Origin of the sequence: Corynebacterium sp. BD556 (assembly GCF_038452275.1) — a bacterium.
GTDB classification, from domain to species: Bacteria; Actinomycetota; Actinomycetes; order Mycobacteriales; family Mycobacteriaceae; genus Corynebacterium; species Corynebacterium mayonis.
The window spans coordinates 2,125,231-2,138,079 of the sequence record NZ_CP141643.1; the positions used below are offsets into that span (position 1 = coordinate 2,125,231).

13 protein-coding genes are annotated in these 12,849 nt (G+C 61.1%); 9 read left to right on the forward strand and 4 right to left on the reverse strand.

Annotation, left to right across the window (positions count from 1 at the left end):
• The first annotated feature begins 91 nt into the window (after positions 1 to 91).
• The 8 genes from VLL26_RS09955 (at position 92) to VLL26_RS09990 (ending at position 7,039) form a co-directional block, all read left to right on the forward strand.
• Complete coding sequence (locus VLL26_RS09955; RefSeq protein WP_342318916.1) at positions 92 to 865, forward strand: succinate dehydrogenase cytochrome b subunit; 774 nt, start codon at positions 92 to 94, stop codon at positions 863 to 865.
• Between the two features lie 23 nt (positions 866 to 888).
• Positions 889 to 2,979, forward strand: a complete 2,091-nt coding sequence (locus VLL26_RS09960) for a fumarate reductase/succinate dehydrogenase flavoprotein subunit (protein ID WP_342318917.1) — start codon at positions 889 to 891, stop codon at positions 2,977 to 2,979.
• Complete coding sequence (locus tag VLL26_RS09965) at positions 2,979 to 3,728, forward strand: succinate dehydrogenase/fumarate reductase iron-sulfur subunit (protein WP_342318918.1); 750 nt, start codon at positions 2,979 to 2,981, stop codon at positions 3,726 to 3,728. Before VLL26_RS09960 ends, VLL26_RS09965 begins: the two co-directional genes overlap by 1 nt.
• Positions 3,729 to 3,821: 93 nt before the next feature.
• Positions 3,822 to 4,193 (forward strand): hypothetical protein, encoded by a 372-nt coding sequence (locus VLL26_RS09970; RefSeq protein ID WP_342318919.1) that lies wholly within the window; start codon positions 3,822 to 3,824, stop codon positions 4,191 to 4,193.
• Positions 4,194 to 4,275: 82 nt separating this feature from the next.
• A complete protein-coding gene (locus VLL26_RS09975) occupies positions 4,276 to 5,544 on the forward strand; it encodes a DUF445 domain-containing protein (protein WP_342318920.1) in 1,269 nt (422 codons plus the stop codon).
• Between the two features lie 16 nt (positions 5,545 to 5,560).
• Positions 5,561 to 6,202, forward strand: coding sequence for a CGLAU_01105 family protein (locus VLL26_RS09980; RefSeq protein ID WP_342318921.1), 642 nt, complete (start codon positions 5,561 to 5,563; stop codon positions 6,200 to 6,202).
• A 15-nt stretch (positions 6,203 to 6,217) separates the two neighbouring features.
• Positions 6,218 to 6,526, forward strand: a complete 309-nt coding sequence (locus tag VLL26_RS09985; RefSeq protein ID WP_342318922.1) for a DUF2516 family protein — start codon at positions 6,218 to 6,220, stop codon at positions 6,524 to 6,526.
• Positions 6,527 to 6,529: 3 nt separating this feature from the next.
• Positions 6,530 to 7,039, forward strand: a complete 510-nt coding sequence (locus VLL26_RS09990) for a deoxyribose-phosphate aldolase (protein WP_342318923.1) — start codon at positions 6,530 to 6,532, stop codon at positions 7,037 to 7,039.
• On the opposite strand, the gene VLL26_RS09995 is transcribed toward VLL26_RS09990, so the two are convergent.
• Positions 7,036 to 7,773: an LmeA family phospholipid-binding protein gene (locus VLL26_RS09995; protein ID WP_342318924.1), complete on the reverse strand. Its 738-nt coding sequence runs from the start codon at positions 7,771 to 7,773 to the stop codon at positions 7,036 to 7,038. The two genes, VLL26_RS09990 and VLL26_RS09995, sit on opposite strands and share 4 nt — an antisense overlap.
• A gap of 15 nt (positions 7,774 to 7,788) precedes the next feature.
• Positions 7,789 to 8,280 carry a DUF2505 domain-containing protein gene (locus tag VLL26_RS10000; protein WP_342318925.1) on the reverse strand — a complete coding sequence of 164 codons (492 nt, stop codon included), beginning with the start codon at positions 8,278 to 8,280 and terminating at the stop codon, positions 7,789 to 7,791.
• On the opposite strand from VLL26_RS10000, the gene VLL26_RS10005 reads away from it, so the two are divergent.
• The gene (locus VLL26_RS10005) at positions 8,269 to 9,315 is read left to right on the forward strand and encodes a UDP-N-acetylmuramate dehydrogenase (RefSeq protein ID WP_342318926.1); all 1,047 of its coding nucleotides are present in this window, start codon (positions 8,269 to 8,271) and stop codon (positions 9,313 to 9,315) included. The genes VLL26_RS10000 and VLL26_RS10005 overlap by 12 nt on opposite strands.
• Here VLL26_RS10005 and VLL26_RS10010 read toward each other — a convergent pair.
• Positions 9,312 to 11,030 (reverse strand): long-chain-fatty-acid--CoA ligase, encoded by a 1,719-nt coding sequence (locus VLL26_RS10010; RefSeq protein WP_342318927.1) that lies wholly within the window; start codon positions 11,028 to 11,030, stop codon positions 9,312 to 9,314. The genes VLL26_RS10005 and VLL26_RS10010 overlap by 4 nt on opposite strands.
• 36 nt (positions 11,031 to 11,066) lie before the next feature.
• Complete coding sequence (locus VLL26_RS10015) at positions 11,067 to 12,770, reverse strand: long-chain-fatty-acid--CoA ligase (RefSeq protein WP_342318928.1); 1,704 nt, start codon at positions 12,768 to 12,770, stop codon at positions 11,067 to 11,069.
• Between the last annotated feature and the right edge of the window lie 79 nt (positions 12,771 to 12,849).

The window sequence follows — 12,849 nt, forward strand, 5'->3', positions numbered from 1 at the left end:
TTCCGCGGCTGCGAGCGCGGGTAGCAAGCCAGCGTTGAATATGTGAACGTCCGGCGCGTTTCGTAAAGTGAGAACCAACACTGGAGGTGCCATGACTGTTCAACATGCAGATCGTGACGCAATTCGTCACGGAAAAATCACTGAAAAGCCGCTGCGCGAGCGGCCAAGCGTCCCGACGTGGGCATTGAAACTCGTAATGGCCGTCACTGGCCTTCTTTTCGGTCTTTTCGTCCTCGGCCACATGGTCGGAAACCTCAAGATCTTCATGCCGCTGCATGCCAACGGCGTCGCCCCCATCGACGAATACGCGCACTTCTTGCGCACCATGGGCGAGCCACTGTTCCCGGCCGGCGCACTGCTGTGGATCATCCGCATCGTGCTCCTCGCTGCCCTGGTGGCGCACGTGTGGGGTGCTTTCGCTTTGCACTCGCGCTCCTCCCGCTCCCGTGGCAAGTTCAAGCGCACCGGACTGATGGGTGGCTGGCAGTCGACAGCGACCCGCTCAATGCTAATCACCGGCATAATCCTGCTCTTGTTCGTTGTCTTTCACATTCTTGATCTGACAATCGGCGACGTGGTTGCCAGCAACGAGTTCGTCCACGGCGCGGTGCGCGACAACATGTTGGCCACTTTCGCACCGAGCCGCTGGTGGGTCGCCCTGATTTACGTCATCGCGAACCTCGCCCTACTTCTGCATCTGACCCACGGCATCTACCTCGCGGTATCCGACCTGGGCTGGCTGGGCAAGCGCGGCCACGCAATCATGGTTGTGCTGGCCTACATCCTCCCGGCCATCGTTGTGCTTGGCAACGTCGTCATGCCATTGGCGATCATGCTTGGCTGGGTCCCAGGATTTACTCGGTAAAGGCTGATTAGGAGAACATTCACATGACTACCCCTCACCACGCTCAAGGCTCCGGCAGCACCACTTCTTCAGCCGGCACCGCTGAGGCGACCACGGCCGCAACACCAAAATCCGCGGCCGCCACTAAAGAATTCCGTCAGCCGGCATCTGCCGTTGAAGGTGTGACCCCCGGCCACATCCTTGACGCCGCCGAGCCGAACCGCGATGAAGTCCGCATGAAGGACATGTGGGAGTACCAGAAAGACCACATGAACTTGGTCTCCCCGCTGAACCGTCGCAAGTTCACCGTCCTTGTCGTCGGCACCGGCCTTTCCGGTGGCGCTGCTGCAGCCGCCCTCGGTGAGCTCGGCTACAACGTCAAAGCATTTACCTATCACGACGCCCCGCGTCGCGCGCACTCCATCGCCGCGCAGGGTGGTGTGAACTCCGCCCGCGGCAAGAAGGTCGACAACGACGGTGCTTACCGCCACGTCAAAGACACCGTCAAGGGCGGCGACTACCGCTGCCGTGAGTCCGACTGCTGGCGCCTAGCTATCGAGTCGGTCCGCGTGATCGACCACATGAACGCCATCGGCGCCCCGTTCGCCCGCGAGTACGGCGGCACCCTCGCCACCCGCTCCTTCGGTGGCGTCCAAGTCTCGCGCACTTACTACACCCGTGGCCAAACGGGTCAGCAGCTCCAGCTTTCCACGGCTTCTGCGCTCCAGCGCCAGATTCACTTGGGCAACGTGGAGATCTTTACCCACCACGACCTGATGGATCTGATCATCACGGAGCAGGAGGGCTCGAAGCACTGCAAGGGCATCGTGACCCGTAACCTCATCACGGGTGAGATCACCCCATTTACCGGCCACGCCGTTATCTTGGCCACCGGCGGCTACGGCAACGTCTACCACAAGACGACCTTGGCGAAGAACTCCAATGCCTCCGCCATGATGCGCGCCTATGAGCGAGGTGCTTACTTAGCCTCGCCATGCTTTATCCAGTTCCACCCGACGGGTCTGCCGGTCAATGCTAAGTGGCAGGCGAAGACGACGCTGATGTCGGAGTCGCTGCGTAACGACGGCCGCATTTGGACCCCGAAGAAGAAAGAAGACGACCGCGACCCGAACTCCATCCCGGAAGATGAGCGCGACTACTTCCTGGAGCGTCGCTACCCTGCCTTCGGTAACTTGGTGCCCCGCGACGTCGCCTCCCGCGCGATTTCCCAACAGCTCAACGATGGCTACGGTGTCGGCCCGCTGCGCAACTCTGCGTACCTGGACTTCTCCGACGCCATTGAGCGCCTCGGTGAGGGGACGATCCGCGAACGCTACTCGAACCTGTTTGAGATGTACGAGGACTCCACGGGCGAGGATCCGTACAAGGCCCCGATGCGCATTGCGCCGACTGTTCACTTCACCATGGGTGGTTTGTGGACCGATTTCAACGAGATGACCTCCATTGACGGCCTGTTCGCCGCCGGCGAGTGCTCCTGGACCTACCACGGCGCCAACCGCCTCGGCGCGAACTCGCTGTTGTCGGCATCTGTCGACGGCTGGTTTACCCTCCCATTTACCATTCCGAATTACCTGGCCAACCATCTCGGTGTCGATGCGCCCGCGACGGACTCCCCGGAGGCTGTTGAGGCTGTTGAGCGCACCAAGGACATGATCGAGCGCCTCATGAGCGTTCGTGGCCCCGAGCCGCACGGCCCGGAATACTTCCACGAGCAGCTCGGTGACATCCTCTACGAGTACTGCGGTGTGTCTCGCACGGTGGAAGGCCTCCAGGAGGGTATCCGCAAGATTCGCGCGCTGCGTGAGGATTTCTGGACCAACATTTCCATTCCTGGCACCCCGAATGACATGAACCAGACGCTCGAGGCAGCAATTCGCCTGGTTGATTACATCAACTTGGGCGAGTTGATGTGCGTCGACGCTCTCGACCGTGACGAGTCTTGCGGTGCCCACTACCGCATGGACCACCTCACCGACGACGGTGAGGCGGAGCGTGACGACGAGAACTGGTGCTTCGTCTCTGCGTGGGAGCCCGCCGGTGAGGGCGAGTTCATCCGCCACGCGGAACCCCTGTACTTCGATTCGATCCCTCTGATGGCAAGGAACTACAAGTAATGAAACTGACACTTGAGATCTGGCGTCAGGCCGGACCCGATACTGAAGGAAACTACGAGACTGTCGAGGTGGACGACGCTGTCGAGCAAATGTCCATCCTGGAGCTTCTCGACCACGTCAACAACCGCTACGTGGAAAACGGCAAGGAACCCTTCACCTTCGCCTCCGACTGCCGCGAAGGTATTTGTGGCACCTGTGGTGTTTCCGTCAACGGCCGCCCGCACGGTGCTGGTCAAAACACCACCGCCTGTTTGCAGCGCCTGCACAATTACAAAGACGGCGACACGTTAAAGATCGAGCCGTTCCGCTCCGGAGCGTTCCCGGTTATCAAAGACCTCGCTGTTGACCGCTCCGCTTTGGACCGTGTGATGCAGCAGGGTGGCTACATCTCCGTCCATGCTGGCACGGCCCCGGACGCTGACACCCTCCACGTCAACCACCACGACGCCGAACTGGCGCTCGACTACGCCGCTTGCATCGGGTGCGGCGCCTGTGTCGCCGCCTGCCCGAACGGCGCGGCTCACCTGTTTACCGGCGCGAAGCTGAAGCACCTGAAGCTTCTTCCGCTGGGCAAGCAGGAGCGCGGCAAGCGCGCCCGCCAAATGATCGACGAGCTGGAGACCAACTTCGGCCACTGCTCCCTCTACGGCGAGTGTGCGGACGTGTGCCCGGCGGGTATCCCGCTCGACGCTGTCGGCGCGATCAATGCTGAACGCGCACGCGCTGCCTTCCGCGGCGGCGACGATTAATGGAGGCATCTGGGTGCCGTATACTGGCAGCCAGACGGCTTCGACCGATTTCACAACCCCCTCATCGAGCCAAACTTGAAGGAAACGAGCGACATGGCTGACACCCACGATTCCGTCGCGGACATCCGCGCTGAGTCTTTCCCCGACTACGAGGCACGCATTGAAGATGCCTACATCGAAGGCTATGACCCGGTTTCTTTGGGCGCGCCCCATTCTTCTTTGTCCACCCGCACGCTGTGGTTCGGCATGGGCTTCATTCTCGCGGCCCTGTTCGGCATTGGGCTTGCGGTCTGGGGAGCAGCAGCCAACATTTGGGGCGCCGGCACACAGGTGAACTTGGGCAACCGCCTGCTCATTCTCGGCCTCGCTGAGGTTGCGGTTACGTTGCTGCTCGGCTTCGTCCTGATTGCGAAGTCGCGCCGCGGCTACAAGGAGTACCGTTCGCGCACTGGCCGCGTGAACTAATCAGGCGAGTCACCTGAAGAAGGCTTCCCGTCCCGGTTTGAGGGGCGGGGAGTTTTTCTTTTTCTCTGCTTTAATCAATGTCATGTCTTTTTCTGGCATCGAAAACGACGAAGCTCGTCGAGTCACGCTGCGTCGATACAAGGCTTTGGCGCTCAGCTTGTTAGGGCTGATGGCGGTGACTTTTCTGTCGTGTTCCTGGTGGCAAGCAAACCGTGAGGCAGCTGCCTGGGTGGGCTATGTGCGGGCGGCGGCGGAGGCGGGCATGGTCGGCGGTTTGGCGGACTGGTTCGCTGTCACAGCACTGTTTCGTCGCCCTCTGAGGTTGCCGATTCCGCACACTGCGATCATTCCGCGCAAGAAGGATCAGGTGGCGGGGTCGTTGAGTGATTTTGTCAGTGAGAATTTTCTTAATGCGGAAACGATCACTCAGAAGGTGGCGCAGGCAGATGTGCCGCGCCGCGCGGGCATCTGGCTGATGCAGCCGGGTAACGCGGAGATGCTTTCGCAGCGCGCCGGCAACATGATCCGCAGTGCGGTGGAGAGCATCGATTCTGTGGAGGCGGAGGAGTTTATCCGCGCGCAGCTGGTCAATCGTGCGGCGGAGCCATTGTGGGGCCCGCCGTTGGGCAAGCTGCTTGAGGGGCTCATTGAGGACGGCAAGGTTCAGCCGCTTGTCGACGACACAGTGGCGTGGGCGCGCCTTAAAGTTCTCGGCATGGAGGACACCGTCGTCACCATGATCGACGAACGGATGCCGAAGTGGGCGCCGCGTTTTGCTAAGGAACTGGTGGGTGAGCGTGTCTACCGGGAGTTGGTCGATTTCATGGCGGAGGTGGACGCCGACCCTGAACATGAGGCGCGCCGCGCTATCCGCCGCCAGATCGCCCAGTTTGCCCACGACTTGCAGCACGACGAGGTGATGATCAAACGTGTGGAGTCGATGAAGCAGGATGTGTTGGGCTCTCAAGCGGTGGGTTCGATGACGCGCGGGCTGTGGGAGCAGATTTCCAGCGCATTGGTTAGTGCGGCGGAAGATCCGGATTCGCCGCTGCGCCGCAAATTCACTTCGCTGGGTCTGGAGTGGGGTACGAAACTTGTTGATGATCCGCAGGTCCGCGCGGCTGCGGAGCGTAACTTGCAGAAGTTAACCTATTTCGTTGCCGAAAACGGCGCGGGGGAGATCGTGGGCATTATCTCGGAGACGATCCAGCGGTGGGATGGAGCGGAGGCCAGCGACAAGATCGAGCTGATGGTGGGCAAGGATCTGCAATTCATCCGTCTCAACGGCACGCTCGTCGGTGCTTTGGCCGGATTTAGTATCTATGCTGTGTCTCAGTTACTTTTCTTTTGATTCTTCAAGGATGGCCATGACTTCAGAGAACACAGCGAAAGACAACGGCTCACTGATGGACACTTTGAAAGGTGCTGGTGAGGCGTGGCTCATGGCGGGTTCGGCCCTCGGCAACGTAGCCAGCCACTTCGCGGAGAAGTTCCGCGAAGACCGGCAGTCCACGGCAACGCCAGGCGCGCACGCGATGGGGGATGTTACCGATGCCAACGATTCTTTCACCAAGCAGCTTAAGGCGGCGATTGAGCATGCCCGCGAGTCCTTCAACTCCGCAGACAACGATAAGGACTTCAGTGCTGCCGCGCACGCTTTCGCCGCGGACGCCGAGGTGATCTTGCGTGACCTGACCGGCTCCCTTTCCCGCGCCGGAGACGCCACCCTCAAGTCGGAACAGACCGAGGACGCCAAGGATGCTTTCTCCGATGCGCTCAGTGGGGTCCGCGAGACTTTCAATCAGGCGGTGGCCAGTGTGCGCAACCGTGCTGAGGAGTCGGATATCGATGCGGAAGGTGCAGTTAAAGATCTGCGCGCCCGCTTGGACGGTTTGATCAACAAGGTTGCGGAGCAGTTTGACAAGACCGGAAATAGTGCCGCAGACAACATTGCGGACAACATTGCGGACAACATCATCGACGCTGAAGTCGTTGAGGATGACAAGTAAGGATTTTTTGTGCTGTTGACTGACACTGAGCTGCTCAATTCGCTCATGCTCGCCCCCACTTACCTGCGCAACGTGCTGTTTCTTGTGGTGGGGATTGCGGGTGTGGTGGCGATCTTCTTCGCGGCCACTACGCGCGAGGATGCTTTTACCGCAGGTGATCGCCAAAGCAAGTGGACGTGGGTGGCTATTCTCGCTGGCTCAAGCGTGGTGGCTTTGCTGCAGATGCCTTTCCTTTCTTGGGTCGGTGCGGTGGCTGTGGGGATTTACTACTTCGATGTGCGCCCCCAGCTCGATGGGATTGTGCGCGGCAACTACGGCTGGTAGCCGATGGATGACCTTGAATGGTTGGCTGCCCGGATGGGGAAAACCTGCTTGGGCGGTCAGCCTTCGTTTGCACTTCAGGCTGATGCCGGTGTGGTGGTTGAGCCGACCCACGTGGCCCAGGCGCGCTCAGCGGGTCTGAGAGTTATTTGTGTGGTGGGGTGGCCGACGGGACGCCATCACAGCGTGATCAAGGCGGCGGAGGCGCGACTGGCGAAGGAAAGCGGGGCTAGTGAAGTGTGGCTCAGTGTCGATGATCACGCGGACCTCAACACCATCCTCGCTGATGTCATCGCGGTTCAGCAGGCTGTGCCCGGCCCGACGTGCTTCGGGGTGATCGCGCGCACGCCTTCGGCCGCGCAAGCCGCCGCGATGGCGGGCGCGGACCTCATCGCGGTGCAGGCCGGTGACCCGGTGCCGAACAGCCCGCTGCCGGTGAGTGTTTACGGCATGGAAGAAGGCCTCGACGGTGTCGTCGAGGCCTTGGAGGCGGGCGCGGACCGCGTGTTTGTTTAAAGGGGGGACGCCAGGCTCTGCAGTTCGCGCAGGTTCACGTTTTCGCCCGAAAGCGTGACGCGCATCCCTCCGTCGACAACGGCGAAGTCGCTTAACCTCAGCGGACCACCGACAGCGTTGTGCACTCCCTGCCCCAGCGCATCGGTGATTGTGGCGGTGACAAAGTCGGGCAGGGTAAAGCCGAATAACTCGGTCGATTCGGCAGTGAACTTAAGTTTCTCGCCCTCCATGACGGGGCGCAGCTCCAGACCTGCGGCGCCGCCGCTGAAGGTGATATCGAGCGTGTTGTTATCCGGGTTGGCGCTTACTCCCGTCACATTGATGAACGAGTCGAGGAAGGATGCGTTAGTTTGCAGAGCTTCGCTGAGCTGCTGTTGCAGGATGATGCGCACGTAGTCCTCGGGAAGTACGCTGGTCATGCTGAGGCGCTCGGCCACCTGGTTGTCCTTATTTACCCTCATGTTGTCCACCTCGACTGAGGAGGCCGGTTGGCCGGTGGCGGTGTCGCCAACGATTTCCAGCGTTGACGGTGAGGTCATGCTCATATGCGGCACCACTCCTCGCGCCAGGCCCAGGGTCAGGGGTTGGGAGCCGAAGGAGACTTCTGTGCCTTCCACTGCGGCGTCGGCGCGGATCTGTTCGGACATGTAGGCGCGCAGACCGAACTCGGCAGCTAAAAGCAGTACTAACACCACGGCGAGGACGCCGACGATGACTTTCCAGGCGGTTTTCATGTGCCAGGGCGCCTTCTACAGATTCTCGGCGATCCACTGCTCGGTGAGCTTGGCCTCGTTGGTGAAGATCTCCTCGAGCGCTTCGGCGACCTTCGGCTCCAAGGCGGCGCCCATGAAGGGGATGTTTACCTTCGCTTCATTGTCGTAGGCCAAGGTGGTGGTCTCGCCCGCGCCGGACAGGTTGATGGTGCCGGTGAAGTCAACGGGGGTGCCCTTGACGTCGCCGGTGTAGCTTAGTTCGGCTTTGTCGCCGTCGAGGGCGCCGACTTTAACCACACGTTTGAGTTTGAGGTCCTGGGAGATCATGGCTTGGGCTGCCTCCGGCAGGATGGACTTCGGCAGAACCTCAAAGAGGGTGGCGGTGTTATCGGCGAACTCGTTGAGCTGGCCCGGTTCCGGGGAGAGGTTTTGGGCGATGTATTCCCAGTATTCCTTGGTGGTCAGCGCCTGGTGGACTTTCGTCGCAGGCTGGTTGATGGTGACAGTAGTTTCGCTATGTGCAGTCATGCGCACCAGACTACCGTTGTTGGGGTGAGTGACACATCTTTTGCCCAACTTACGACACTGCGTGTGGGTGGTCGTCCGCGCGCCGCAGTCTCCGCCACGACCCCTGAGGAGATTGCCGCGACTGTTTCCCGCCTCGATGAGGCTGGTGAGCCGCTGCTCGTCGTCGGTGGGGGTTCTAACCTGCTCATTGCCGACGGCCCGCTGGAGCTGACGGCGGTCATTGTGGCTAACGAGGGCATCGAGCTTGTCGACGCCCACACGTTGCGCATCGGCGCCGGCACCGTGTGGGACGAGGTGGTGGCCTTCGCGGTTGAGCGCAACTTGGGTGGCATTGAGTGCCTTTCCGGCATTCCTGGTTCGGCCGGTGCCACTCCGGTGCAAAACGTCGGTGCTTACGGTGCTGAGGTTTCCGATGTGCTTACCCGCGTTCGTTTGTGGAACCGGGAGACCGGGACCGATGAGTGGGTGGCAGCCAAGTCTTTAGACCTGGCGTATCGCTACTCCAACCTGAAGTACACCAACCGCGCGGTGGTCCTTGAGCTGGAGATGAAGCTGGAATCTGCGCAGATGTCGCGCCCGCTGCGTCACCTCGGGGGAAAGCGCCTGCCGCTGGCTGAGGCCCGCGCCGACATCATGCGAACGCGCCGGTCGAAGGGGATGGTGCTTGATGAGGCTGACTACGACACCTGGTCCGCCGGTTCCTTTTTTACTAACCCCGTTGTCGACACCACACGTGCCCAGGCCATCGAGGACGAAGTCGGGGAAGGGCCCATGCCGCGTTTTGTGCAACCCGATGGGCGGGAGAAACTCTCCGCCGCCTGGCTGATCGAACGCGCCGGGTTTCCCCGCGGCTACCCCGGGGTGGATGCCCCAGCGCGGCTGAGCACCAAACACACCCTGGCGCTGACGAACAGAGGAAACGCCACCGCGGCGGACATTGTGGAGTTGGCCAGGGAGGTTCGCGGCGGCGTCGACAAGCGATTCGGCGTAAAGCTCACGCCCGAACCTGTGTGGGTGGGCGTGAGCATCGACTAGCTTTCCAGGCGCTCCAAAAGGTCCGCCTGGACCTCGCGGCGGCGGATCTTTCCCAGTTGGTCGCGGGCGAGCTCTTCAAAGTGGTAGAAGGTGCGCGGCACCTTGTAGCGGGTAAGCCGCTGGCGGGCAAAATCCTTCAAACCCTCCGGTTCGAGCGGGGCACCCTCGCGCAGCGTCACACAAGCGACGACGTCCTCGGAGCCGTCGGAGCGCGGACGACCAACCACCGCAACATCGACAACATCCGGGTGCTGGCGAATCACATCCTCGACCTCCTGCGGATAGACGTTGAAACCACCAGTGATGATCAACTCTTTGAGCCGCGAGACAAGTTTGATGAAGCCATCGTCGTCCATAAAGCCCATGTCACCGGTGCGGAACCAGCCGTCGTGAAAAGCCTTCTCGGTGGCCTCCGGGTTGTTGAAGTAGCCGGAGAAAACCTGCGGGCCGCGAGCCAAAAGCTCACCGGGTTCACCGAGGGGCATCTCCACATCCAGGTTTTCGGGGTCGACAATGCGGATCTCGGTGTCGGGGAAGGGGATACCGATATAGCCGGGGCGACGGTTAGCGCTTTGCGGGTTACCCACCAAAATCGGGGAAGTTTCAGTCAAACCGTAGCCCTCCACCAAACGTCCGCCGGTAACGGACTCCCACTTCTCAATGACTTCCACCGGAAGTGAGGACGCACCGGAAAAGCCGATGCCCACCTTGGACAGGCTGACCCCCTGATCATTGGCCTCTTTGATGATGCGTTCGAACAGGGTAGGCACACCCGGAACAAAAGAGGGCGTGTGCTTTTTCAGCGCGTCGATGACCAAGCTCATCTCCGGGGCAGGCAGCAACACGACCTCACTGCCGATAAGGAACGTCAGAGTCAAGGAGAAGGTCAGGCCATAGGCGTGGAAAAACGGCAAAGTAGCCAACATACGCTGGCCCGGCTCCTGCAGTTCCTTCACCCAAGCCACACCCTGCCAGGCGTTGGCGTGGAGGTTTTTGTGGGTGAGCACCGCCCCCTTGGGCCGACCCGTCGTGCCCGAGGTGTAGAGAATGAGTGCCGGGTCGTCGGGGGTGGTTTCTTCCGGCAAGGTCAAATCCGCGCCCGCGCCGCCAATGGCCAACCCGGTGAGGACTTCCCAAGGCACAGTGTGGGTCGAAGGGCCAGTGAGCTTGCTGCGCGCCTCACGGATCTGCTTGAGGGGGATACGCAGCGCGGCCTGCTTCAATCGCGGCATGGCCTTAGTCATGTCGACGCTGACCACCGTTTCCAATTTGGTGTCCGGGCGCAACTTCTCCAAGGTGTCGGCCACCTTGTCCCACACGATCGCGATGCGGGCGCCGTGATCTTGAAACTGGGGGGCCAACTCGGCGGCGGTGTACAGCGGGTTGTGCTCCACAACCACGGCGCCGAGAAGCTGCACCGCCATGAAAGCGGCGACGTGCTGCGGGCAGTTCGGCAGCATGATGGCCACCCTGTCCCCAGGGCGCACGCCGAAGGCTTTCAAGCCGGCCGCCGCGTGGCGCACCTCCCGGTCGAGCTCCGCGTAAGTTTGGGTGCGACCGAAAAACCACGTGGCGGGCCTGTGTGCGTTTTTGGCCAGGTTGTCTTCGTAAATCTGCCCCAAAGTTGTCGTGCCGTACTCGAGCGAGTGCGCTGTCCACTCGGGGTAGAACTTCAACCAGGGGGCGTTGCGCTTCGGGGACTCAGAGACAGACATGCCCCGAGTATAAGCACGTCAGTGTTAGTGTTAGTGTTAGTGTTTCGCGGTGCCGTTGTCAATCATCTCGAGCAGGATCTTTTGCACCGCTTTCCGGCGAATCTTGCCCGTCTGGTCCCGCTCCAACTCCTCGAAGTGGTAGAAAGTGCGCGGCACCTTGTAAGCGGTGAGGCGCTGCCGGGCGAACTCGCGCAGCGCTTCGGGCTCGAGCGGGGCGCCGTCGACAAGCGAAACGCAGGCGACGACATCTTCGGAGCCGTCCGGGCGGGGCCTGCCAACGACTGCGATATCCGCGATGTCGGGGTGCTGCTTCATCACCTGCTCCACCTCGTCCGGGTAAACATTAAAGCCGCCGGTAATGATCATTTCCTTAATGCGAGCCACGAGACGGATGAAACCGTCGGCCTCCATGATGGCCATATCGCCGGTGCGAAACCACCCCTCGTAGAAAGCGTTTTCGTTGGCCTCCGGGTTATTTAAGTAGCCAGCGAAAACCTGCGGGCCGCGGGCCAAAAGCTCACCCGGCTCCCCATCCGGCATCGTTTCGGCAGGATCGTCCGGGTTGGCAATGCGGATATCCGTCATCGGGAAGGGAACCCCGATATAGCCGGGGCGGTGGTTGCCGTCCATCGGGTTGGCGGTGAGAATCGGTGAAGTCTCCGTCAAACCGTAGCCCTCAACCAAGCGGCCGCCGGTAGCTTGTTCCCACAACTCAACAGTGGCGGTGGGCAAGGTGGCCGCTCCCGAAAAAGCGTTGCGGATCGAGGAAACATCCTTGCCGTTGTCCAGCGCCCAAGAAGCGATGCGCTCGTAGAGCGTGGGCACCCCCGGCAGCATGGTCGGCTTCGTTTTTTCAATCGCGGAGTTGATCAGCTCCGGCTTCGGCGCCGGCACGAGGATGATCTGGGCGGCATCGGTAAGCGCCAACGAAAAGTTCAGCAGCAGGCCGTAGACGTGGAACAACGGCAGCACCGCCAAGATGCGCTCATCTTCATCACCCCACCCTTTCAACCACTCCAGGCCCGCGACCAAGTTGGAGTTCAAGTTGCCGTGGGTCAGCGGCGCACCCTTCGGCGCGCCGGTGGTGCCGGAAGTGTAGAGGATAAACGCGACATCCTCCTGCGTCACAGTGCTCTCACAGGGAGTGTTTGCGCCCTCCAGAAGTTGGGAAAAAGCAATGGTGCCCGGCGCCGCAGCGGTCAGCTCATCACGCTTCTTTTTCAAAGCTCCCAGGGGCACCTTGAGCGCCAGGCGCAGCGGCAGCGGCATCGCCTCAATCATGTTGACACTGACCACGGTAGCCAACGAGGTCGTGCGCACCAGCTCCTCGTAGACCGCGCCTGCCTTATCCCACACGATGGCCACCTTCGCCCCGTGGTCAAGGAACTGATCGCGCAGCTCGTAAGCAGTGTAGAGCGGGTTATGCTCCACGACAGTGGCCCCGAGATGATGGATCGCCAAAATGGAAACGACGTGCTGCGGGCAATTCGGCAACGCGATGGCGACACGGTCACCGGCGCTCACACCAAGGCCCGCCAGGGAGTTCGCAACCCGGTACACCTGGTCGGCGAGTTCCCCGTAGGTAAGCTCCGCGCCCATAAACCAAGTTGCCTTCGCCCGCGGTGCGGCCGCAGCGCAGTGGTTAAAACGCGACACCAGCGTTTCATCGCCCAGATCGGGCTCCGGGTTGGTCCACTCGGCGTAGTGGCGCAGCCATGTCTTGTCCTCGTTCGCTGCCATGCGCGTTGAGCCCCTTTCAACCAATCGCTTAATAGCGCCTAAACATTTGGTTTAGTATACGAAATAATTTTTCGGGGCG

What these genes read in the sequence shown, in the direction of transcription:
- VLL26_RS09955 (WP_342318916.1), top strand. Translation starts at nt 92, where the DNA reads ATGACTGTTCAACATGCAGATCGTGACGCAATTCGTCACGGAAAAATC.
- VLL26_RS09960 (WP_342318917.1), top strand. Translation starts at nt 889, where the DNA reads ATGACTACCCCTCACCACGCTCAAGGCTCCGGCAGCACCACTTCTTCA.
- VLL26_RS09965 (WP_342318918.1), top strand. Translation starts at nt 2,979, where the DNA reads ATGAAACTGACACTTGAGATCTGGCGTCAGGCCGGACCCGATACTGAA.
- VLL26_RS09970 (WP_342318919.1), top strand. Translation starts at nt 3,822, where the DNA reads ATGGCTGACACCCACGATTCCGTCGCGGACATCCGCGCTGAGTCTTTC.
- VLL26_RS09975 (WP_342318920.1), top strand. Translation starts at nt 4,276, where the DNA reads ATGTCTTTTTCTGGCATCGAAAACGACGAAGCTCGTCGAGTCACGCTG.
- VLL26_RS09980 (WP_342318921.1), top strand. Translation starts at nt 5,561, where the DNA reads ATGACTTCAGAGAACACAGCGAAAGACAACGGCTCACTGATGGACACT.
- VLL26_RS09990 (WP_342318923.1), top strand. Translation starts at nt 6,530, where the DNA reads ATGGATGACCTTGAATGGTTGGCTGCCCGGATGGGGAAAACCTGCTTG.
- VLL26_RS09995 (WP_342318924.1), bottom strand. Translation starts at nt 7,773, where the DNA reads ATGAAAACCGCCTGGAAAGTCATCGTCGGCGTCCTCGCCGTGGTGTTA.
- VLL26_RS10005 (WP_342318926.1), top strand. Translation starts at nt 8,269, where the DNA reads ATGTGCAGTCATGCGCACCAGACTACCGTTGTTGGGGTGAGTGACACA.
- VLL26_RS10000 (WP_342318925.1), bottom strand. Translation starts at nt 8,280, where the DNA reads ATGACTGCACATAGCGAAACTACTGTCACCATCAACCAGCCTGCGACG.
- VLL26_RS10010 (WP_342318927.1), bottom strand. Translation starts at nt 11,030, where the DNA reads ATGTCTGTCTCTGAGTCCCCGAAGCGCAACGCCCCCTGGTTGAAGTTC.
- VLL26_RS10015 (WP_342318928.1), bottom strand. Translation starts at nt 12,770, where the DNA reads ATGGCAGCGAACGAGGACAAGACATGGCTGCGCCACTACGCCGAGTGG.